We start from the raw sequence: 20,854 nt of genomic DNA, 5'->3' as shown, positions 1-20,854 counted from the left end.
GGAACGGCCGTTTGTGGTGATGAAGTCGATCGGCTGGGAGGTGCGGCCCTCCAGGGACTCGCCGACGCCCAGGAGAACTTCGTCCACGAGTACGGTCTGTCCCTCATCGGTGGTTGCTGCGGGACGACGCCGGAGCATTTGCGGCAGGTTGTCGAGCGGGTCCGGGACCTCACGCCCGCACCTCGCCAGCCACGTCCCGAGCCGGGGGCGGCTTCCCTCTATCAGACGGTGCCGTTCCGTCAGGACACTTCGTACTTGGCGATCGGGGAGCGTACGAACGCCAACGGGTCGAAGAAGTTCCGTGAGGCGATGCTGGAGGGCCGCTGGGACGACTGTGTGGAGATGGCCCGGGACCAGATCCGTGAGGGCGCGCACATGCTCGACCTGTGTGTGGACTATGTGGGCCGTGACGGTGTCGCTGACATGGCGGAGCTGGCGGGCCGGTTCGCCACCGCCTCCACGCTGCCGATCGTGCTGGACTCGACCGAAGTGCCGGTCATCCAGGCGGGGTTGGAGAAGCTCGGTGGGCGTGCGGTCATCAACTCGGTCAACTACGAGGACGGTGACGGCCCGGAGTCCCGGTTCGCGAAGGTCACCCGTCTCGCCCAGGAACACGGGGCGGCGCTGATCGCGCTGACCATCGATGAGGAGGGTCAGGCCCGTACGCCGGAGAAGAAGGTCGCCATCGCCGAACGGCTGATCGCCGATCTGACGGGCAACTGGGGGATCCTGGAGTCGGACATCCTCATCGACACCCTGACGTTCACGATCTGTACCGGTCAGGAGGAGTCCCGGGGCGATGGCATCGCCACCATCGAGGCGATCCGTGAGCTCAAGCGCCGTCACCCGCTTCGGCTGCGGGCGGTGGCCGCGTTGGTGGCCGGCCGGACTCGTGAGGACGTCGCGGCGGTGTTCCAGGTCTCGCTCAAGGCCGTGGACAACTGGTGGGCGAAGTGGCTGGCAGGTGGGCGCGAAGCGCTCGTGGCTCAGCCGCGTGGACGCCGGGTCGGTGAGCATCAGGTTCTCGATGCGGTCGAGCAGGAGGCGATCCGGCAGGCCGTACTGGATCACCGCCCCTGTGACCTGGGGCTGGCAGGGCAGCTGTGGACGCGGGCCGGGGTCGGGGATCTGATCGCGAAGTTGTACCGGGTGCGGCTGACCGAGCAAGGGGTGGGCAAGTACCTGCGCCGCTGGGGGCTGTCCTTCCAGCGTCCGGACAAGCGGGCCGTCGAGCAGGACGCGGAAGCGGTCCGTGTCTGGCGGGAGGAGACCTGGCCGGCGATCCGGGCCAGGGCGAAGGCCGAGGGCGGCGAGGTGCTCTTCGCCGACCAGGTCGGCATCCGTTCCGACCAGGTCACCGGCCGCACCTGGGGCGCCAAAGGGTGCACCCCTGTCGTGCGCCGCTCGGGCAACCGGTTCTCGGTCAACGCGATGTCCGCGATCAGCACCAAGGGCCGCATGCACTTCATGGTGTTCACCGAGACCTTCGACGCCGACGTCATGTGCCGCTTCCTGGACCGGCTCGCAGGCCACTTCGACCGCAAGGTGCACCTCGTCGTGGACGGCCACTCCGCGCACCGCTCCCGCAAGGTCCGCGCATGGCTCGCCGATCACCCGGACCGCATCGAGCTGCACTTCCTGCCGTCGTCCTTGTGTTCCCAGAACGTACGGTCCGCCGCGTACGACCCGCGTCGCACACGGGGTTGAACTCCTGTGCAGACCAGCGCGGTAGCCGCGCGGTTGCTGCAACTTCCGTGGTACCGCAGGAGTTTGACGCCCATCTGCCGGAACCGGCCTTACCCTGCTGCGATGCGGATCCGCCCCCTCGCAGTCGACGTGCTGCTGGCTGCGGCGCTGACCAGTGTGGCCGTGTTGCTGGGACCGGAGGCCGCGCGCCAGGGGCAGCACCCACTCGATACGACCGCCTATGCGCTGGTGGTCCTGGTCCACCTGCCGCTCGTGCTGCGCGTCCGGGCCTCTGTCGTGGTCTGCTTGCTCGTGCACGCGACCTGGCTGGTGTACATCACCGCGGGCTACTGGCCCGTGGTGTGCAGCTTCGGCCCCATGCTCGCCGTCTACACCGTCGCCTCCCTGCGCCCTGTGTCGATCTCCGTGCCGTGCGCGGCCCTGATGGGCGGGGTCTGGATCTACGCGGGCGCGGTGACCCACACCGACTCCTGGCCATCCGTCCTGGGGCAGGCCGTGGTCTACCCGGCGGTGCTGTGGCGGTTCGGGGTGCTCGCCCGCCGCTCGGCCGAGCTGACCCGGCAGCTGCGCCGGGAGCAGGCCGAGCGGGCCCGGCGTGCGGTGGCCGAGGAACGCGGCCGGATCGCCCGCGAACTGCACGACGTGGTCGCCCACCACATGTCCGTGATCTCCGTGCAGACCGGTCTCGCCCGGTTCGTCTTCGACACCGACCGCCGCACCGCGCGGACCGCACTCGACACCATCGACGCCACCGGCAAGGAGGCCCTCGGAGTCGAGCAGCAGGCCGCCCGCGGTGTCGTGGGCGGCCTGCTGCTCGGGTTGGTTGTGCTGGCTGTTTGTCAGCTTTCTTCGCTGGTGCGGCGCTTGCGTGCGAAGTAGATGGCGGCGGCGCCGACCGCTACGACCGCGAGACCCGCGCCCGCGAGGACGGGAGTGCTGCTTGACCCGCCGGTCTCGGCGAGGTCGCCGTTCGTGGTCGGGTCGTTCGGCTCGGTGTCCTCGCCGGGCTCGGGGGTGGCCGGCTCGCTGGGGGTCGGGGTCGGGGTCGGGGAGGTGTCCTCACCGGGTGTGTCGGTGTTGGCGAGCTGTGCGGCGAAGGTGCCTGCGATGGCCTTGTGGCCTTCGGCGTTGGGGTGGGGGTCCTGCTTGGTGCACGCCCAGGTCAGCTGGCAGATCTTGGCGACGTTCGCCGGTACCTCGCCCGCGCCGGGCATGTTCACCTGGGTGGTGAAGTCGTCCGAGGAGAAGGCCCCGGCCACGTCCGCCACCTTGAAGCCGGTGGACTTGTACACCTGGGTGATCCCGGCGTTGGCGGCCGTGAGCAGGGGTGCCGACTCCTTGGCGGCCTGCTGCCCCGGGGCGCCCTGCAGCCAGGCTGCCAGGAACGGGTTGTGGTACGTCGAGCCCACGAACTGGGTGTTGTCCGCGCCCGCCTTGCGGAGCGTGCCCGCGATCTGCGCGAGGTTCTTCGCCATGCTCTGGCTCTTGCTGTTCAGGCATGCCGCGTCGAGGGTGCCGGCCGGGCTGACGCAGTTGAGCAGGATGTCGTTGGCGCCCACGCTCAGGGTCACGTAGGCGACCTTGTCCCCGTGCTGGGCCATGGCCTGAGGTCGCCGTCGCGCTGCATCTCGTACAGGCGGTGGACGCCGGTGGTGGTCTCCTCGGTGACGCCGCGGATCTCCGAGGCGATCCGCGTCCAGTCCAGGGGACTGTTCTCCAACAGGGTGCGTACGACGGCCAGTTCCTCGTTCTCGGCGGCCGGAAGCTCGCCTGTCTTGCGGTACTCGACGCCCTTGTGGACGAGGAGGGTGGCGTCACCGCCGTCATCGAGGATCATGTTCGGGCCGACGTGCCCGGGCCAGGTGAGGGCCTGCTCGGTGCACCACCAGTACTCCTCCAGGGTCTCGCCCTTCCAGGCGAAGACCGGGATGCCCGCGGCGGCGATGGCGGCGGCCGCGTGGTCCTGGGTGGAGAAGATGTTGCAGGACACCCAGCGGACCTCGGCGCCGAGGGCGACGAGGGTCTCGATGAGGACAGCGGTCTGCACCGTCATGTGAAGGGAACCGGTGATGCGGGCCCCTGCCAGCGGCTGTGCCTCGGCGTACTCCCTACGGATCGCCATCAGACCGGGCATCTCGTGCTCGGCGAGGGTGATCTCCTTGCGGCCGAACTCGGCCAGCGACAGATCCGCGACCTTGAAGTCCTGGACAGTGTCGGTCGTCGTCATAACGAGAGGCTCCTCAGCGGGCGTTGAAGTATTTGGCTTCGGGGTGGTGGATCACGATGGCGTCCGTGGACTGCTCGGGGTGGAGCTGGAACTCCTCGGAAAGGTGGACTCCGATGCGTTCCGGCCGGAGGAGTTCAGCGATCTTGGCGCGGTCCTCCAGGTCGGGGCAGGCGCCGTAGCCGAGGGAGAAGCGAGCGCCGCGGTACTTGAGGTCGAACATACCGCACGGGTGATCTGGGCCGCTGGCAGTACGACGAGCGGGGTGAGGGGCGGCTGGAGTTCCTGGGCCGTACCGACGACCAGATCAAGCTGCGCGGTTTCCGTATCGAGCCCGCCGAGGTCGAGGCGCACTTCACCCGTCGCCCGGATATCGCGCAGGCCGCGGTGCTGCTGCGCGAGGACAACCCCGGCGACCAGCGCCTGGTCGCCTACCTCGTCCCCAGCGACGACGCGGGGACCGGGACCGGCACAGGTGCGGGCCTCGATCCGGCCGAGCTGCGGGCGTACGCCGCCGCCCACCTGCCCGTGTACCTCGTCCCCTCCGCGCTGGTAGTGCTCGACACCCTCCCGCTCACCCCCAACGGCAAGCTCGACCGGCGTGCCCTGCCCGCGCCCGACACCTACACCACCGCCACCGCCAGGGCTCCGCGCACGCCCCGCGAAGAGGCCCTGTGCCGGATCTTCGCCGAGGTGCTGGGCGCCGAGCATGAGCCGGGCATCGACGAGAGCTTCTTCGACCTCGGTGGTCATTCGCTGCTGGCGATGCGGCTGGTCGGGGCGGTTCGGGCCGAGTTGGGGGAGGGGGTCGGTGTCCGGGACGTCTTCGAGGCGCCGACGGTGGCCGCGTTGGCCGAGCGGCTGGGCGGGGCCCTGCCCGCCACCGCACTCCCGCCGCTGGTGCGCACCGAGCCCCGCCCGGCGCGCATTCCGCTCTCGAACGCACAGGCCCGGCTCTGGTTCCTCAACCGGATGGAGGAGACCGAGCGGGCTTCCTACAACATCCCGGTGGTGCTGCGGCTGGCCGAGGCGGTGGACGCCGATGCGTTGCAGGTGGCCCTGGATGACGTGGTGGCGCGGCACGAGACTCAGTAGCGGTAGTGGTCCGGCTTGTACGGGCCCTCGACCTCGACGCCGATGTACGCGGCCTGCTCGGGACGGAGGGTCGTGAGCTTCACGCCGAGCGCGTCGAGGTGGAGGCGGGCGACCTTCTCGTCGAGGTGCTTGGGCAGGGTGTACACGCCGATGGGGTACGCGTCGGGCTTGGTGAACAGCTCGATCTGGGCCAGGGTCTGGTCCGCGAAGGAGTTGGACATCACGAACGACGGGTGACCGGTGGCGTTGCCCAGGTTCAGCAGCCGGCCCTCGGAGAGGACGATGATCACCTTGCCGTCGGGGAACGTCCACGTGTGGACCTGCGGCTTGACCTCGTCCTTGACGACGCCGGGGATCTTCGCCAGGCCGGCCATGTCGATCTCGTTGTCGAAGTGGCCGATGTTCCCCACGATGGCCTGGTGCTTCATCCGGGCCATGTCCGAGGCCATGATGATGTCCTTGTTGCCGGTCGTGGTGATGAAGATGTCGGCCTGGTCGACGACCTCGTCGAGGGTCGTGACCTGGTAGCCGTCCATGGCGGCCTGGAGCGCGCAGATCGGGTCGATCTCGGTGACGATCACGCGGGCGCCCTGTCCGCGCAGGGACTCCGCGCAGCCCTTGCCCACGTCGCCGTAACCGCACACGACGGCGGTCTTGCCGCCGATGAGGACGTCGGTGGCGCGGTTGATGCCGTCGATCAGGGAGTGGCGGCAGCCGTACTTGTTGTCGAACTTCGACTTGGTGACCGCGTCGTTCACATTGATCGCCGGGAAGAGGAGGTCGCCGTCGCGCTGCATCTCGTACAGGCGGTGGACGCCGGTGGTGGTCTCCTCGGTGACGCCGCGGATCTCCGAGGCGAACCCCATCGAGGCACAGGCACTGCTCGCCACCTACGGGCAGGACAGGGACGCGGAACAGCCGTTGTGGCTGGGCTCGTTGAAGTCGAACATCGGGCACACGCAGGCTGCCGCCGGGGTCGCCGGGGTCATCAAGATGGTCATGGCCATGCGCCACAGTGTGCTGCCGCAGACCCTCAACGTCGACGAGCCGACCCCTCATGTGGACTGGTCGTCGGGTGCGGTGTCCCTGCTGACCGAACCTGTGGAGTGGCCACAGGCCGAGGGGCGTCCGCGCCGTGCGGGTGTGTCGTCGTTCGGGATCAGTGGGACCAACGCGCACGTGGTGCTGGAGGAGGCGCCGCGTGGGGCGGATGTGCCCGAGGCGGAGGCTGGGGCCGGTGGCGACGGTGCGGCTGCTGCTTCGGTGTTCGCCGAGGGTGGTGTGGTGCCGTGGATGGTGTCCGGGCGCGGTGCGGACGGGCTGGCCGCGCAGGCCGGGCGGTTGGCCTCGTTCGTGGAGTCGGCCGGGGATGACGTACGGCCGGTGGATGTGGCGTGGTCGCTGGCGGCGACTCGTACGGCCTTCGAGCAGCGGGCCGTCGTCCTGGGCGAGGGGCGCAAGGAACTGACCGCCGGCCTTGAGGGGTTGGCTGCGAGCGGTGATGCGATGCCGGCGTCCGTGGTGCAGGGGCGAGTCGCACCTGTGGGTGGTGGCGTGGTGTTCGTGTTCCCGGGGCAGGGGGCTCAATGGGCCGGTATGGGGCGGGAGTTGATGGATGCCTCGCCCGTGTTCGCCGCCTCCATGCAGGCGTGTGAGGACGCGCTTGATCCGTTCGTGGACTGGTCGCTGACCGACATCGTCCGCTCCGGTGCCGAGTTGACCGATGTGGATGTCGTCCAACCCGTGACATGTGAGCTGACCCCAGTTTCGTGGAGTCCCTGAAGCCAGGCTTATGATCCTGGCCCGAAGGAGAACCACGAGCCGTGCCGGCACCACGTAAGTACCCGGACGAGCTCCGCGAGCGGGCCGTCCGCGAGGTCCGCACCACCGGCCGCCCGGTCGCGCATGTCGCCCGGGACCTCGGCATCCACAAAGAAGCCCTGCGGCAGTGGGTGCGCCAGGCCGAGGCCGACACCGGCGAGCGCGACGACCGGCTGACCACCGCCGAACGTGACGAGCTGAAGCAGCTCCGCAAAGAGAACGCGGAGTTGAAGCGGGCGAACGAAATCCTGAAAGCGGCCAGCGTGTTTTTTGCCCAGGGGATCGACCGTCCCCGGACGAGGCCGAGCAAGTGATCGACCACCTGCGCGAACGCGGCCTCGGGGTCGATCCCGTCTGCCGGGTGCTGGACCTGTCGCCGTCGACGTACTTCGCCCGCAAGAAGCGGCCGAAGTCCTCCCGCCGGCTCCGCGACGAGCAGCTCATGCCGCTGATCGAGGAGATCCACGCCGAGTCCGGGGCCACCTACGGGGCCCGGCGGATCACCCGGGCCCTGCGACGCAAGGGCATCGAGGCGGCCCGGTGCACGATCGAGCGGCTGATGCGCGAGCTGGGCATCGAGGGCGTCATCCGCGGGCAGCGGCGCCGCACCACCATGCCGGAGCCGTCGGCGCCCCGCCCGCCGGACCTCGTCGACCGCGATCTCACCGCCTCGCGCCCGGACCAGTTGTGGGTGGCGGACATGACGTATGTCCGCACCTGGTCGGGCTGGGCGTACGTGGCGTTCGTCCTGGACGTGTACTCGAGGATGATCGTCGGCTGGCAGGTGGCGAACCACATGCGGACCGAACTTCCGCTGGACGCCCTGGAGAAGGAGACTGAAGTGAGATACCGCAAGACTCTGCCCTGGCTCGCTGCCGTGGCCTGCTTCGCGACCGCCTGCAGCAGCGCGTCCGACACCGACCCGGCCACCCCGTCGACGACGTCCGCCGCGGCCCGCTCCTCGGCAGCCTCCGAGGAGAAGAACAAGGAGCTCGTTCTGCGCCTGTACTCGGAGGCGTTCAACAAGAACAAGACCGACGTCGTGAAGGAGCTCGTCGCGACCGACTACGTGCAGCACGACAAGGCGGTGCCCGGCGGAGCCGACGGGCAGGTCAAGCAGTTCAAGGACGTCCAGGCGAAGATTCCCGGTGCGGTGGCGACCGTCAAGCACGTGGCCGCCGACGGTGACCTGGTGGCCGTGCACTGGCACGCGTCGGCCACCCCGGAGAACGAGGAGACCGGCCAGGCCAAGGCCGACCTGTTCCGGGTCGACAACGGCAAGCTGGTCGAGCACTGGGGCATCACGCAGACCGTGCCGGCGAAGACGGCCAGCGGGAACTCGCTGTTCAGCGACGTGTACCGGTACCCGAACGGGGAACCGAGCCTGTCCGAGGAACAGGAGGAGAAGAACCGGAAGTTCGCGGTCGAGGCGTACCGCAAGCTCTCCGACGGTGACGCGACCGTGATCGACAAGAGCTGGGATCCGCGGTACTACCAGCACAACCCGGCCGTCCCGAACGGAACGGCTCCGCTGAAGCAGTTCTTCCAGCAGAACACGCAGGGCGCCCCCTCGCCCAGCAGTACCGGAGGCGGCGGGACCCGGTTCGGCAACACCCTCGCCGACGGGGACCTGGTGTGGGTCTTCAGCTCCGACTACGTCGTCGCGGACCTCTTCCGCGTGGTCGACGGAAAGATCATCGAGCACTGGGACGTCGCCGCCGACGGGCAGTAGTGGACGGTTCGTAAGGCGATGTCCGTTTCCGGCTGAGGTTGGAGCAAGGTCGCTGGTGGGGATTCCGTCGGCTATTGCTTCCGGGCGAAGTTGCCGGTGTCGGCCTCGGAGAGGATCCCGAGTTTGACCAGGCGTTTCAGCTTGGCGCGGGTGCCTTCGACGTTCTTCGGCAGCAGTTCGTGGCCGAGGGCTTCGCAGACGTCCTTGGCCCGCAGCGGCCCGGTCGCGTGGTGGAGGACGGCGAGGATGCGGGGGTAGTCCGGGTGCTCGGGCAGCTCTGGCGGGGATGCGGGGAGCCGGTCGGCGAGGCCGGTGACGGTCTTGCGTGTGATCGCGAGGTGTTCCAGGTGCGTCTCGGCCTCCCGCAACCGGGTCTGCAGGCCGTCGATCTGTGCGCGGAGGTCGTCGGCCAGGGCCCGGGCGGCGTCTGCCTGGAGGTCCAGGGCATCGAGCAGGGGCTGGATGTTCACGCTGCCGCCGCCGGTTCTTCGCGCCAGGTGGGGGCGTTCGCGCCGGTGAGGCGTCGGGTCATGACGTGGGTCATCGCCCAGTAGACGCGGGAGGCGGAGGAGGAGGGGCGGTGCTCGTAGTCGCGGACCAGACGCCGGTGCAGTATCAGGATCCCGTAGGTCTGCTCGGCCCTCCACCGCTTCGGCTGCGGCACGAACCCCTTGTCCTGCGGGTTGCGTGCGACGATCTCGACGTCGATCCCCAGGCCGGCGCCGTGCAGGACGACCTGGTTCTTGAAGCCCTGGTCGACCAGGGCTTTGCGGACGGTGCCGCCGGCGTGCTCGGCGACCTGGTCCAGCAGGAGGATGCCCGCGGCGTTGTCGTGGGTGTTCGCCGCGAGGACGACGACCGCGATGACCAGGCCGAGGACGTCCACGGCCAGGCCCCGCTTGCGCCGCGAGATACGGCTGGACGCCTACGCCGAGCGTTTCGGGTTCGGGCACCAGGAACGGCGACGGTGCCCAGGCGCCGTCGAGGCGCTGGCGCAGCACGAACCACTCCCCCATTCGCCGAACCCATGGCAGATGTCCGCTGTCCGGCGCGGCGGTGTGCATGGCCGCGGCACCCCAGCCGAATGTGCAGATCTGCACCGAATCGGGATCGTCGAACTGCGCTGCTGCCGTTGATATTGAGCGCCAGGTAATCCTGGCCGAGGCGCAGTGCGTCCGGGGCCTGGTGAGGCTGGTGACAGCCGGCCAGGAACGCACCTGCGATGCCCGGCTGGTAGTACGCCTGCCGAGCGGTGGTGAAATCGACGACGCGCATAAAACTCTGCTGCTCATCGACTCGGTGACGAGCCCTTCGCCCCGTCGGCTTCTATAGAGCCGGTTCGGCAGATCGGGTTGTGCCGATGGCGTCCTGCCAGCGGGCGCGCAGGGCGATGGATTGCCGCCAGGCCAGGGTGCTCTTGGGTGGCATGCCGATGGACAGGACGCCGGTGAGGCGGTCGCCGGTGCGGTAGATGGCGGTGAACTTGCGTTCTTTAAGGCTTCCTTCGGCGATCCGCATCTCGTCGTGGCCGCGCAGGTAGCCGTAGGCGCGGATCTTCAGGTCGTACTGGTCGGACCAGAAGTAGGGGACGGGTGCGAACGGCCGCTGGGCGCCCAGGAGGTTGCGGGCGGCGGCCATGCCCTGCTCGGCGGCGTTCGTGCGGTGCTCGATCCGCATCGACGTGTCGAAGAGCGGGTTGTGCCAGCGGGCCACGTCACCTGCGCCGTAGACACCGGGTGCGGCGGCGCAGAACTCGTCGCAGACCAGCCCGTCTTCGAGGGTGAGGCCGCTGCCGGTCAGCCATTCGGTGTTGGGCCGGGAAGCCGCCGGTGGCCGCTTTCGCCTGGAGCCGCACGAAGCCGACGTTCCGGGCGGGCCATTCGACCACCTTGAGGGTCTGGTTGTCGGCCCAGGTGCCGGAGGCGACCTGGGTGAAGTTCGTGCCGTCGGTGCTGGTGGAGATGAGAAGGCGTCTTGGAGGTGGCGCAGCCGCTCGGCAGTGAGATCGAGGGCTCCATGTCGGGCGGGACTTCTTCAGGGCCCGCAGTGCGCCCTGTCGAGGGCCGACAAGGGCTCGGAGTCGGAGTCTGGGAAGGGTATGAGGAACTGCTCGGGCATGGCGGTGCCGGGGTGGAGCGAGGGGGCGTCCCACCCCGGCCGGGTCTCATCGGATGTGCTTCGCCGGCTTGGTGGCGGCGTTGAGGAGGTATTCCAGGGGGCCTCGGCGGAAGAAGCGGGACCAGATCGCGGCGAACACGATCGCGCCCAGGATGTAGGTGAGTACGGGTATCCAGGAGCCTGGGGTGTCGGTGCCGGGGGCCGCGGGCAGCAGGGACTGGGCGAGGAAGTGGCCGACGTAGGCGGTCAGGGACATGGTGCCCACGGCGATGACCGGCTTCGCCAGGCGGCGCAGTCGCGGCAGGCGGTCAATGAGCACCGTCGCGCCCACGATCACGAGGATCGCGACGCCCACGCTGCCGATGATGTCGAACGTGGTCCCGCTGTGCGGCCCGGCCTTCAGCAGGAACGACGCGGACATCTCGGGGAACGACCCCCCGTCCGGGGACATCGAACCGCTGGCGGGGGGCATCGCCCCGGAGCTGCCGGACGACGACCCGTCTTCCGCGAGGCTCCTCAACGCGCCCGATCCGGCGAGCAGCAGGGACATGCCGTAGGCGGCCGCGGTGAGGGAGGCGCCGAGCGCGGCCAGGCGCTTCTGAACGGTGCCGGAGGACAGGTCGAGGCGGCCCAGGGCCATGCCCGCGATCACGAACGACATCCACGTGAGCGCCGGGTAGAAGCCGGTCCGGCATCACCCAGAGCCTGCACAACCACCAACGCACCCACCGACGGCACAAACCCAGCGTCATCCCCCAACGCCAGCAGGGACACCACACCCACCGGACCGTCCGCCAACTCCCGCAGCTGGACAGCCAGTTCAGCCCGGTCAAGGCCACCCACGTTCACCTCGACCGGCACAACCTCCGCACCAGCCGCACTCAGAGCAGCCAACACCTCACGGATGTCGTTCCGCTCACCGCGACCGGACGGGACCACGACCAGCCAACGCCCCGACAACCCCAGACCCGCACCCGACCCGGCCCCCACCGGACGCCACACCGCCCGATAACGCCAGCCCTCCACCTCAGACCGCTCACGCCGCCCCCGGCGCCACAACGCCAAAGCCGGCACCACCTCACCCAACGAGGCATCACCCGACACCTCCAAAACCCGCGACAACTCCTCCGCATCACCCCGCTCAACCACATCCCAAAAACCGGCATCCGGCCCGAAGTCGGTGGCGGCACTCTTGCTGCCCGCTACCGCGGCAGGCCAGTAACGCTCGTGCTGGAAGGCGTAGGTGGGCAGGGGAACCTGGCGAGGTGAGGTGCCGGGCAGTGTCTTCGTCCAGTCCACCGGGGTTCCCTGGACGAACAGTTCGGCCAGCGCACGCAGCGCGGTCGTCGTCTGGTCCTGCTCCCGCCGCTGCAACGGCACCACAGCGGCCCCGTCGTCCAGGCACCGTGCGGCCATCGGACTCAGCGCGGCATCCGGCCCCACCTCGAGGAACGCCGACACGCCCTGTCCGGCCAGGCACTGCACCGCATCAGCGAACCGGACCGCCTCCCGCACCTGACGCACCCAGTACTCCGGCGTGCAGAACTCCGCACCCGCCACACCACCCGACAGCGTCGACACCACCGTGTACCGCGCCGGAGCGAACGACACCCCCTCCACAACCCGCCGGAACTCCTCCAGCATCGGCTCCATCAACACCGAATGAAACGCATGACTCACCGGCCATCACATCACCGCCGCCCTCCAGGGCCTCAAAAGCGGCCGGCGCCTGCGTGAGCGGCACGACCTTGCTGATCAGCCGCTCGGTGGGGATCGTGCCGTCCGCGACCAAGGCCACGGCGCGCTCGAAGTCGGACCGGTCGTACAACCGGGCACCGACGAGGGTGAGTTCGCGCCAGAAGAAACGGTGCAGGTTCACCTCACGGGGCCGGGGGTGGATGGCGACCAGACACAGCCGGCCGCGCACGCCCAGCACATCGACCGCCGTGTCCACACCACCCGCCGCGCCGGACACCTCGAAGGCGACGTCCGCCCCCGCGCCCCCGGTCCACTCCCCGACCAGCCCCGGTACGTCGGCCGCCATCGGGTCCCAGGCCGTCAGTCCCAGCTCCCCGGCGAGCAGCCGACGGTGGGCGCTCAGCTCCACCACCCGGACCTTCGCACCCGCAGCCCGCGCGACCAACGCGATCAGAATGCCGACCGGGCCGCCGCCGACCACAACCACCTTCTCGCCCTCGGCGACCTCGGCCCGGCCCACGTCGTGCACGGCGACCGCCGTCGGCTCGACGAGCGCGGCCCGGTCCAGGGACAGCGACTCGGGCAGCCGGATGAGCGTCGAGGCGGGCACGGTCCAGCGCTGCTGCATCGCGCCCGGGGAGTCGATCCCGATGAAGTCCAGCTGCTGGCAGATGTGCTGGTGGCCGGCTCGGCAGGCCGGGCAGGTGCCGTCCCAGCGCAGCGGCATCACGGTCACCGCGTCCCCGGCCTCCCAGCCCTCCACGCCAGGGCCGACCCGCACGACACGGCCGGACATCTCGTGCCCCAGGACAGCGGGCGTATGGACCCGGGCGTCCATGTCACCGTGGAAGATGTGCAGATCGGTGCCACAGATACCGACAAAGGCGGGAGCCAGCTCCACCTCACCCGGACCGGGCCGCGCACTGAGTACGGCAGCCGTGTCCAAGGTACGAGCGGCTGTGTAACGGACGGCGAGTGTCATCGTGTTTTCGACTTCGACAAGGATCTGGTCCTGCACCGCCGCAAGACCCTGCCGTACCACGCCAACGGGATGACCGTGTGGGCGTACGACGCGACGGGGACGGAACTGCTGACGAAGACCTACTACTCCGTCGGCGGCGGCTTCGTCGTGGACGAGGACGCGGTCGGCGCGGACCGCATCAAACTCGACGACACGGCCCTGAAGTACCCCTTCCGCACCGGCGACGAGCTGCTCCGCCTCACCAAGGAGACCGGCCTGTCGATCTCCGCGCTGATGCTGGAGAACGAACGCGCCTGGCGCACCGAGGAGGAGATCCGCTCCGGCCTCCTCGACATCTGGCGGGTGATGCAGGCCTGCGTCTCACGCGGCATGTCCCGCGAGGGCATCCTGCCCGGCGGCCTGCGCGTCCGCCGCCGCGCCGCCGTATCCGCCCGCCAACTCCGCGCCGAGGGCGACCCGCTGGCCCGCTCCATGGAGTGGATCACGCTCTACGCGATGGCCGTGAACGAGGAGAACGCGGCGGGCGGCCGTGTGGTGACCGCCCCCACCAACGGCGCGGCCGGCATCATCCCCGCCGTCCTGCACTACTACATCAACTTCGTCCCCGGCGCGGACGAGGACGGAGTGGTCCGCTTCCTGCTGGCCGCCGGCGCCATCGGCATGCTCTTCAAGGAGAACGCCTCCATCTCCGGCGCCGAGGTCGGCTGCCAGGGCGAGGTCGGCTCCGCCTGCTCCATGGCCGCCGGCGCCCTCGCCGAAGTCCTCGGCGGCAGCCCCGAACAGGTCGAGAACGCCGCCGAGATCGGCATGGAACACAACCTCGGCCTCACCTGCGACCCCGTCGGCGGCCTCGTCCAGATCCCCTGCATCGAACGCAACGGCATGGCCGCCGTCAAAGCCGTCACCGCCGCCCGCATGGCCATGCGCGGCGACGGCACCCACAAGGTCTCCCTCGACAAGGTCATCAAGACCATGAAGGACACCGGCGCCGACATGAGCGTGAAGTACAAGGAAACCGCCCGCGGCGGGCTGCAACGGGACGTGGCGCAGCTTGGTAGCGCACTTGACTGGGGGTCAAGGGGTCGCAGGTTCAAATCCTGTCGTCCCGACTCGTATGAGTCGCAGGTCAGGGCCGGTTTCGGAGGCATCCGAAACCGGCCCTTGATCATTCTTGGGGACCAGTTGGGGACCGGCGTCCTTGAGCGGGGTCAGCGGGTCATGACGATCGGGCTCGGTAGGGAGCGCGGTGCGCGCAGCACGCTGAGGTGGGCGGAGAGCGCTGCGCCGGCGGCCGTGATTTTGTGTACGTGCGGGTGCGGGTAGCGTTGGGTGGTGGTCAGTGAGCCGTGGCCGGGGATCCTGCGGAGGACGTGCACTTGGACTCCGGCGTCGGCGAACCAGGTCAGTCCGGTGTGCCGGAGGTCGTGGCGGCGCAGGTGCTCGTAGCCGAGTCTGGTGACCACGTCGTCCCAGTGTGTGGCGTCGCGCAGGACGGCGGTGGAGATGCGTCCGCCGCGCGGGCCGGTGAACAGGCGGGCGTCGGGATCGGGGCCGGCGGACAGGATGCGCTGGGCGACGAGGGGGCGGATCTCCTCGACGATGGGAATCTTGCGGGCTCGCTTGCCCTTGGTGCCCTTGGTGCCCTTGTCGGTCAGCCCGCCGGGCGTGAATGTGGTCTGACGCCGCACGGTGCAGATCCACTGGCTGGTGTCGATGTCGCCGACGCGGCATCCCGAGACCTCGCCGATCCGGGCGGCGGTGCAGGCGGCGAAGGGGACGGCATCTCCCCAGCCGCGGTAGTGGTCGTGGGAGGCGGCCACGGGTGCGTCGGCCAGAGCGAGGAGGGTCTCCCAGTCGGGCAGGGGCAGCGTGCGTGGGTCGAGGAGTTCGTCCTCGGCCTGCTTGTAGAGTTTCTGCCGGCCGGTCACCCGGGCGGGGTTGACCTTGATGATGCCGTCACGGACGGCTTGCTCCATGGCGCGGACCAGGACGGCGATGGTGTTCTTCACCGTCGAGCGGCTGTGCTCGTCGGCGATCCGGTTCTGCACGGTGCGGTCGACGACGCATTGGTGCTAGAGCCTGTCTTCAGTTGTGATCAAACCCGGGATGAGTGCCGGTCCGGTAGGACTGTGGTGTGACGCGTGCGCAACTCACTGACGATGAGTGGGAGTTCATCGGGCCGTTCGTGCCGGTGGGCAGGTTCGGCCCGTACCCCGAGCGGCTGCGGGAGCAGTTCGAGGGGGTGATCTGGCGGTTCCGCACCGGCAGCCAGTGGCGGGAGATGCCCGAGCGGTTCGGCGCCTGGCAGACGGTCTACAACCGCTTCATGAGGTGGCGAGACGCGGGTGTCTTCGAGGCCCTCCTGGAAGAGGCGATTGCCGAGGCCGCCCGCAGGGGTGAGATCGACATGTCCCTGGTCAGCGTGGACTCCACCACGGCACGGGCTCATCATGACGCGGCCGGCATGCGGGTCAGCGAGGAGACTCTGGCTGCGCTCGAGGAGGCAGCATCGCAAAAGGGGGAGCGTCCGAGGAACAAGACGGGCAGGACGGCGAAAGCGATCCGATCGGCGCCGAACGCCGACGCATCCGCCGCAGGCGGCGGGCCCGTCTGAAGGCCGCCCTGCTCGGCCGGTCTCGTGGCGGACTGACCAGCAAGATCCATCTGGCCGCCGACCGGCGCTGCCGGCCGATGGCGCTCCTGCTGACCGCCGGGCAGGCCGCCGACAGCCCCCAATTCTTCGCGGTGCTGAGCAAGGTACGGGTCCGCCTGCCCGTCGGCCGTCCCCGTACCCGGCCCGCCGCCGTCGCCTGCGATAAGGCCTACTCGTCCCGTGCCAACCGCGCGCACCTGCGCAAACGCCGCATCAAAGCGGTCATCCCGGAGAAGAAGGACCAGGCCGCCAACCGCAGGAAGAAGGGCAGCCGGGGCGGCAGGCCCGTCACTCACGACACGGACCTCTACCGCGGCCGCAACACGGTCGAGCGGGCCATCAACAGGTTGAAGGACTGGCGCGGCATCGCAACCCGCTACGACAAAACGCCCGAGAGCTACCTCGCCGGACTCCATCTCCGCGCAGCAACCATCTGGATCGGCAGCCTCTGCAAGCCTGTTGATCACAACTGAAGACAGGCCCTAGAGTTCGACGAAGTCGGTGAGCAGGCGGCGCAGGGTCAGCGGACGGTCGACGGGCAGGGCGCCCCGGCTGCGGCGGCGGGCACGGAGCCGGACCGTGCGGTCCAGGTCGAGGGAGAAGCGGTCGGCCACGCGCTGGACGAGGTCGTGCGGGTTGCTCGGGAGGACGGCGATGTGGTCTCCGGTGCGGTAGGTGACGCCCTCGGGCAGCCGCAGCTTGAGGAAGCGCTTGGAGCGGCCCAGCTCATGCTCCATGTCGGCCAGTTCGTAGGCGTCGAGGACCTCCATCGGCTGCACGCCGTGGCGTGCCGCGAGCTCGCCGATGACCGAGTCGGTGGTGTCCTGAAGCTCGTACAGGCCCGTCTCCTGGTCGGCGGCCGGCTCGGTCTCCTGTATGTCTGCGGCGGTCCCGTACTGCTCCAGCAGGGCGGTCCACAACTCGCCGGTCCAGCGGTCGACGGTGCCGGCGAAGTCACCGGCGGCGTCCGCGGCGCCGCGCTCCAGCAGTGAGGTGGCGCCCGCGGCGGTGAGCCGCTCGTCGATGAGGGTGGGGACGCGCTGGTAGGTGGCGGCCCAGTTGCGGTCGCCGACACCGAGTACGGCGTACTGCAGGCCGTCGAGCGCGCCGGGCTCCAGGCCCTCCAGCCAGGTGACGAACTCCGTGGCGTCGTCGGTGGGGCGGCCGTTGTAGGAGGCGGCCACGATCACCACCGGCCCGCCACCCGCGGAAAGCTTGCCCACGGCGTCGTTGAGGGACGCAACAGACGGGGTGAACCCGCGCTCGTCGCCGTCCTCGGCCAGGTCGCCGGCGATGCCCGCGCAGGTGCCCAGGTTGGAGCCGTGCAGCAGGGTCAGCGCGGTCCCCGTGGCACGCCGGACAGCGGGCCGGTCCTGGCCGGCGGGGGCGTTGCCCGCGACGAGGGCCGCGGCGGTGGGCAGGCGGCGCTCGCCGCTGGTGCGCCGGGCGAGGTTCAGGGTGAACTCGTCGGGCTTGATGGTGAGGGACTGCTTGATCTTCAGCTGGTAGTTGGTGTGGTCGATCAGGCGGTAACGGTGGATCACCAGCGCGAGGACCAGCGCGCTGGTCCTCGCGCTGGTGATCCACCGTTACCGCCTGATCGACCACACCAACTACCAGCTGAAGATCAAGCAGTCCCTCACCCTCAAGCCCGACGAGTTCACCCTGAACCTCGCCCGGCGCACCAGCGGCGAGCGCCGCCTGCCCACCGCCGCGGCCCTCGCCGCGGGCAACGCCCCCGCCGGCCAGGACCGGCCCGCTGTCCGGCGCGCCACCGGGACCGCGCTGACCCTGCTGCACGGCTCCAACCTGGGCACCTGCGCCGGCATCGCCCGCGACCTGGCCTCGGACGGCGACGAGCGCGGGTTCACCCCGTCTGTTGCGTCCCTCAACGACGCCGTGGACAAGCTTTCCGCGGATGGCGGGCCGGTGGTGATCGTGGCCGCCTCCTACAACGGCCGCCCCACCGACGACGCCACGGACTTCGTCGCCTGGCTGGAGGGCCTGGAGCCCGGCGCGCTCGACGGCCTCGAGTACGCCGTACTCGGTGTCGGCGACCGCAACTGGGCCGCCACCTACCAGCGCGTCCCCACCCTCATCGACGAGCGGCTCACCGCCGCGGGCGCCACCTCACTGCTGGAGCGCGGCGCCGCGGACGCCGCCGGTGACTTCGCCGGCACCGTCGACCGCTGGACCGGCGACCTGTGGACCGCCCTGCTGGAGCGGTACGGGGCCGCCGGGGAAGCGACCGCCGCGGAGTCGGAGGACGACCGGGAAGCGGGACTGTACGAGCTTGAGGACGCGACCGACTCGGTCATCGGCGGCCTCGCGGCACGGCACGGCGTCCAGCCCATGGAGGTGCTCGACGCGCACGAACTGGTCGACATGAACCACGGGTTGGGCCGCTCCAAGCGGTTCCTGAGGCTGCGGCTGCCCGAGGGCGTCACCTACCGCACCGGAGACCACATCGCCGTCCTGCCGAGCAACCCGCACGACCTCGTCCAGCGGGTGGCCGACCGCTTCGGCCTCGACCTGGACCGCACGGTCCGGCTGCGTGCCCGCCGCCGCAGCCGGGGCGCCCTGCCCGTCGACCGTCCGCTGACCCTGCGCCGCCTGCTCACCGACTTCGTCGAACTACGACGGCTTCACCTGTCCGGGCCTTGGCACACCACACCCAACGACCCGAAAGCCCCAAAGTCACCGGTATTGCGGCTAGATGAATGAGTCCGATGTTCTCAGTGGTCGTAGGCGATGAGGGATCGTTTGATCTTGGCGCCGGTGGTCCAGTTGTGCCAGATGCCAGCGGCGAGGGCGAGGAGTCGTTGTCCGGTGCGGGCGAAGACTCCGGCCGGAGTTCTGCCGCCGTGTTGTTCCAGGCTGAGCTGGCCTTTGAGGGTGTCGAAGACAGCCTCGATCCACTGGCGGACGTGGGCCAGGCGACCGTGCCGGACCGGCTCGTCTTTGCGGTCCGGCCGCACCAGGTGGACGCCCAGGCGCTCGGTGAGGAACGCTTCGAACTCCCGCCCGGCGAAGCCCTTGTCCGCGAGGATCACCTGCCCGCTGCGGATGAGGTGGTGGTCGCGTTCCAGCAGCGCGGTCATCACCTCCCGCTCGCCCAGTTTCGGGTGGGCCAGGCACCAGGACACGGGCATGCCCTCGGCCGTGGTGAGGAGGTAGAGCCGGAATCCCCAGAAGAAGCGGGAGTGGCTTCGGCAGTAGCCGTATCCGGCGTGGCCGGCCAGGTCGGAGCGTTTGACGGTCTCGCGGGAGGCGGCGCAGGGCAGCGGAGTGGAGTCGATCAGCCGCAGGTCGTCGTTCCACGTCGGCACCTGCCTGGCCAGAGCTTCGATCACGCGGCTGATCAGCGGTCCGGCGGCGTTGAGGCGCTTGTTGTAGGCGGACTGCTGGGGCAGGTAGCGAAAGAGGTGTCCCAGCCGGGCGTGGGCGAAGCGAATCCAGTGCCGGGCCGAGGGGAAGCCCAGCAGCACTTGTGCGACCGCGAGGCACAGCAGTTCGGCGTCCGTCAGTTTCGGGGGTCGCCGATCCGGCGGCGGGGGGCCACATGGTCGTCGATGAACACGTACAGTGCCGCAAGAAGGGCGTCCAGGCTGGTAGTCACACACGAGCCAACGGGCGCCCTTCGCCATGGTCGCGGCCAGCACAAACATCGGACTCATTCATCTAGTAGGGCTCCGTTAGGTGTGCGTATCGGTCCTGTCTGAGGGCACTCGGGGGATGTGGATGCACATGAAGTAGAGCGGGCTCGGTGGTGGCGACGGCTCCGGAGGTGAGGACGAGCAGGGGGGTCTTCTCGAGCCGGTCGTCGGCCAGCCACCCGCGCACCAGGTCCAGGGCCCGCCGGGTCGCGGAGTGCGTGGCGGTGACCGTGTCGTCCCCGGCGGCGGGCCAGGACAGCAGCGCGGCGTCGGCACCGGCGCCGACGGCGGCCTCGGCGGCCGTGGCGATGTCCTCCGGAGCGTCCAGCACCGTCCAGGTGGACGGCTCGTCCGGCTCACGGAGGTCGGCCGGCAACCAGTCCAGGCGGAACAGCGCGTCGCGCGGGATTCCACCGGGAACCGCTGCGAACCGCTCGCCCGGCACCTCCTCGAAGGTGACCGAGGCGACTGATGCCACCGCGTCGCCGACGGCATCGGCGAGGTCGAGCCGGAAGGACCGCTCCCCGGTCCGCGTGGCCCGCACCCGGACGACGGTGGCCCCCGTGGCATGGAGCCGCACCCCACGCCATTGGGCGGCGACCGGAACGGTGTCCGTGCCCACGGCGCCGGGCAGGCCGGACACCGCCGCATCGAGCAGCGCGGGATGCAGCCCGTACCCGGCTGCCTCCCCGAGGAGCCCGTCGGGGAGCCGGACCTCGGCGGTGTGCTCGGCCGCCGCGCCCTCGTCGGCCCGAACGTCCGACGGACCGTCTTCGGCGTCGTACAGGCCCTCGGCGTGCGGGGCCCACGAGGCTTGGGGCTCGTCCGACCGGGCGTACAGGGCCAGCGGACGACGCCCGGACTCGTCGGGCGCGCCGACCCGCAGCTGGAGCAGGACCTCGCCCTCCTCGGGCAGGACCAGCGGACCCGTCACATCGAGCTGCGCCACCGCGCGTGCGCCGACGAGATCCCCGGCCTGGACCACCGCCTCCACGACGGCCGCCGCGGGCAGCACCGGCACGCCCAGGACCCGGTGGTCGGCAAGCCAGGCATGGGTACGCAGGGACACCCGGCCCGAGAACAGCACCTCGTCGGTACCGGCCAGAGCTACGGCCGTCCCCAGCAACGGATGGCCGCTGTCATCCCCGTGAGCATCCGCCGGGAGGGC

At 69.9% G+C, this 20,854-nt stretch carries 11 protein-coding genes, 1 tRNA gene and 14 pseudogenes; 12 read left to right on the top strand and 14 right to left on the bottom strand.

Annotated features, from left to right (window positions below; all coding sequences use genetic code 11):
* Window positions 1-57: 57 nt before the first annotated feature.
* The 3 genes and pseudogenes from CES90_RS49005 to CES90_RS48995 all read left to right on the top strand — a co-directional run.
* Window positions 58-849: pseudogene (locus CES90_RS49005) on the top strand (dihydropteroate synthase); the annotation flags it as partial.
* 15 nt (window positions 850-864) lie between these two features.
* Window positions 865-1,707 (top strand): IS630 family transposase, encoded by an 843-nt coding sequence (locus CES90_RS49000; protein WP_232791442.1) that lies wholly within the window; start codon window positions 865-867, stop codon window positions 1,705-1,707.
* 102 nt (window positions 1,708-1,809) lie between these two features.
* A pseudogene (locus CES90_RS48995) lies at window positions 1,810-2,475 on the top strand (histidine kinase dimerization/phosphoacceptor domain-containing protein); the annotation flags it as partial.
* A 71-nt stretch (window positions 2,476-2,546) separates the two neighbouring features.
* Here CES90_RS48995 and CES90_RS48990 read toward each other — a convergent pair.
* From CES90_RS48990 to CES90_RS48980, 3 genes and pseudogenes are all read right to left on the bottom strand, one after another.
* The gene (locus tag CES90_RS48990; protein ID WP_232791414.1) at window positions 2,547-3,308 is read right to left on the bottom strand and encodes an SGNH/GDSL hydrolase family protein; all 762 of its coding nucleotides are present in this window, start codon (window positions 3,306-3,308) and stop codon (window positions 2,547-2,549) included.
* A gap of 5 nt (window positions 3,309-3,313) precedes the next feature.
* Window positions 3,314-3,934, bottom strand: a pseudogene (locus CES90_RS48985) (adenosylhomocysteinase); the annotation flags it as partial.
* A 13-nt stretch (window positions 3,935-3,947) separates the two neighbouring features.
* A pseudogene (locus CES90_RS48980) lies at window positions 3,948-4,154 on the bottom strand (vitamin B12 dependent-methionine synthase activation domain-containing protein); the annotation flags it as partial.
* Window positions 4,155-4,168: 14 nt separating this feature from the next.
* Between CES90_RS48980 and CES90_RS48975 the strand changes: the two are divergent.
* Entirely contained in the window at window positions 4,169-5,026 is an 858-nt protein-coding gene (locus tag CES90_RS48975; RefSeq protein ID WP_332836447.1) for a phosphopantetheine-binding protein, read from the top strand.
* Here CES90_RS48975 and CES90_RS48970 read toward each other — a convergent pair.
* Window positions 5,020-5,883 (bottom strand): annotated as a pseudogene (locus tag CES90_RS48970) (adenosylhomocysteinase); the annotation flags it as partial. The gene CES90_RS48975 and the pseudogene CES90_RS48970 overlap by 7 nt on opposite strands.
* Window position 5,884: 1 nt before the next feature.
* On the opposite strand from CES90_RS48970, the pseudogene CES90_RS48965 reads away from it, so the two are divergent.
* From CES90_RS48965 to CES90_RS48955, 3 genes and pseudogenes are all read left to right on the top strand, one after another.
* A pseudogene (locus tag CES90_RS48965) lies at window positions 5,885-6,772 on the top strand (acyltransferase domain-containing protein); the annotation flags it as partial.
* Between the two features lie 77 nt (window positions 6,773-6,849).
* On the top strand, window positions 6,850-7,161 hold the full coding sequence (locus CES90_RS48960) for a transposase (RefSeq protein WP_208921827.1): 312 nt from the start codon (window positions 6,850-6,852) through the stop codon (window positions 7,159-7,161).
* Window positions 7,158-8,579, top strand: a complete 1,422-nt coding sequence (locus tag CES90_RS48955; protein WP_208921825.1) for an IS3 family transposase — start codon at window positions 7,158-7,160, stop codon at window positions 8,577-8,579. The genes CES90_RS48960 and CES90_RS48955 overlap by 4 nt, the downstream gene beginning before the upstream one ends.
* A 71-nt stretch (window positions 8,580-8,650) precedes the next feature.
* Here the strand turns inward: CES90_RS48955 and CES90_RS48950 are convergent, their stop codons facing one another.
* The gene (locus CES90_RS48950) at window positions 8,651-9,049 is read right to left on the bottom strand and encodes a hypothetical protein (protein WP_208921823.1); all 399 of its coding nucleotides are present in this window, start codon (window positions 9,047-9,049) and stop codon (window positions 8,651-8,653) included.
* Window positions 9,046-9,489: pseudogene (locus CES90_RS48945) on the bottom strand (IS5/IS1182 family transposase); the annotation flags it as partial. The gene CES90_RS48950 and the pseudogene CES90_RS48945, both read right to left, overlap by 4 nt.
* A 152-nt stretch (window positions 9,490-9,641) precedes the next feature.
* Between CES90_RS48945 and CES90_RS48940 the strand changes: the two are divergent.
* A complete protein-coding gene (locus tag CES90_RS48940; RefSeq protein WP_189782928.1) occupies window positions 9,642-9,911 on the top strand; it encodes a hypothetical protein in 270 nt (89 codons plus the stop codon).
* Here the strand turns inward: CES90_RS48940 and CES90_RS48935 are convergent.
* From CES90_RS48935 to CES90_RS48920, 4 genes and pseudogenes are all read right to left on the bottom strand, one after another.
* Window positions 9,906-10,400, bottom strand: a pseudogene (locus CES90_RS48935) (oxidoreductase C-terminal domain-containing protein); the annotation flags it as partial. The gene CES90_RS48940 and the pseudogene CES90_RS48935 sit on opposite strands and share 6 nt — an antisense overlap.
* Before the next feature lie 343 nt (window positions 10,401-10,743).
* Window positions 10,744-11,385, bottom strand: a pseudogene (locus CES90_RS48930) (DUF418 domain-containing protein); the annotation flags it as partial.
* Window positions 11,346-12,341, bottom strand: coding sequence for a hypothetical protein (locus CES90_RS48925; RefSeq protein ID WP_208921821.1), 996 nt, complete (start codon window positions 12,339-12,341; stop codon window positions 11,346-11,348). The pseudogene CES90_RS48930 and the gene CES90_RS48925, both read right to left, overlap by 40 nt.
* A 40-nt stretch (window positions 12,342-12,381) precedes the next feature.
* A pseudogene (locus CES90_RS48920) lies at window positions 12,382-13,377 on the bottom strand (zinc-dependent alcohol dehydrogenase); the annotation flags it as partial.
* 24 nt (window positions 13,378-13,401) lie between these two features.
* On the opposite strand from CES90_RS48920, the pseudogene CES90_RS52400 reads away from it, so the two are divergent.
* Both CES90_RS52400 and CES90_RS48910 read left to right on the top strand, forming a co-directional pair.
* A pseudogene (locus CES90_RS52400) lies at window positions 13,402-14,355 on the top strand (L-serine ammonia-lyase); the annotation flags it as partial.
* Window positions 14,356-14,412: 57 nt separating this feature from the next.
* Window positions 14,413-14,486 (top strand) — tRNA-Pro (locus CES90_RS48910).
* Between the two features lie 99 nt (window positions 14,487-14,585).
* Here CES90_RS48910 and CES90_RS48905 read toward each other — a convergent pair.
* A pseudogene (locus tag CES90_RS48905) lies at window positions 14,586-15,440 on the bottom strand (tyrosine-type recombinase/integrase); the annotation flags it as partial.
* A 71-nt stretch (window positions 15,441-15,511) separates the two neighbouring features.
* Here CES90_RS48905 and CES90_RS48900 point away from each other — a divergent pair.
* Window positions 15,512-16,503: pseudogene (locus tag CES90_RS48900) on the top strand (IS5 family transposase).
* A gap of 9 nt (window positions 16,504-16,512) precedes the next feature.
* On the opposite strand, the gene CES90_RS48895 reads toward CES90_RS48900, so the two are convergent.
* Entirely contained in the window at window positions 16,513-17,574 is a 1,062-nt protein-coding gene (locus tag CES90_RS48895) for a flavodoxin domain-containing protein (protein ID WP_332836421.1), read from the bottom strand.
* Between the two features lie 34 nt (window positions 17,575-17,608).
* On the opposite strand from CES90_RS48895, the gene CES90_RS48890 reads away from it, so the two are divergent.
* Window positions 17,609-18,754 (top strand): flavodoxin domain-containing protein, encoded by a 1,146-nt coding sequence (locus tag CES90_RS48890; protein ID WP_332836420.1) that lies wholly within the window; start codon window positions 17,609-17,611, stop codon window positions 18,752-18,754.
* A gap of 11 nt (window positions 18,755-18,765) precedes the next feature.
* Here the strand turns inward: CES90_RS48890 and CES90_RS48885 are convergent.
* Both CES90_RS48885 and CES90_RS48880 read right to left on the bottom strand, forming a co-directional pair.
* Window positions 18,766-19,649, bottom strand: a pseudogene (locus tag CES90_RS48885) (IS982 family transposase).
* A 62-nt stretch (window positions 19,650-19,711) separates the two neighbouring features.
* Window positions 19,712-20,812: a polyketide synthase dehydratase domain-containing protein gene (locus CES90_RS48880; protein WP_208921819.1), complete on the bottom strand. Its 1,101-nt coding sequence runs from the start codon at window positions 20,810-20,812 to the stop codon at window positions 19,712-19,714.
* Window positions 20,813-20,854: the final 42 nt, after the last annotated feature.

It is taken from the genome of Streptomyces capitiformicae (assembly GCF_002214185.1).
GTDB lineage: Bacteria > Actinomycetota > Actinomycetes > Streptomycetales > Streptomycetaceae > Streptomyces > Streptomyces capitiformicae.
This window is presented reverse-complemented; position numbering and strand designations above follow the sequence as displayed.

Coding starts and splice junctions, on each gene's coding strand:
- CES90_RS48925 (WP_208921821.1), bottom strand. CDS start 12,341: ATGCTGGAGGAGTTCCGGCGGGTTGTGGAGGGGGTGTCGTTCGCTCCG.
- CES90_RS48990 (WP_232791414.1), bottom strand. CDS start 3,308: ATGGCCCAGCACGGGGACAAGGTCGCCTACGTGACCCTGAGCGTGGGC.
- CES90_RS48940 (WP_189782928.1), top strand. CDS start 9,642: ATGGCCGCGGCACCCCAGCCGAATGTGCAGATCTGCACCGAATCGGGA.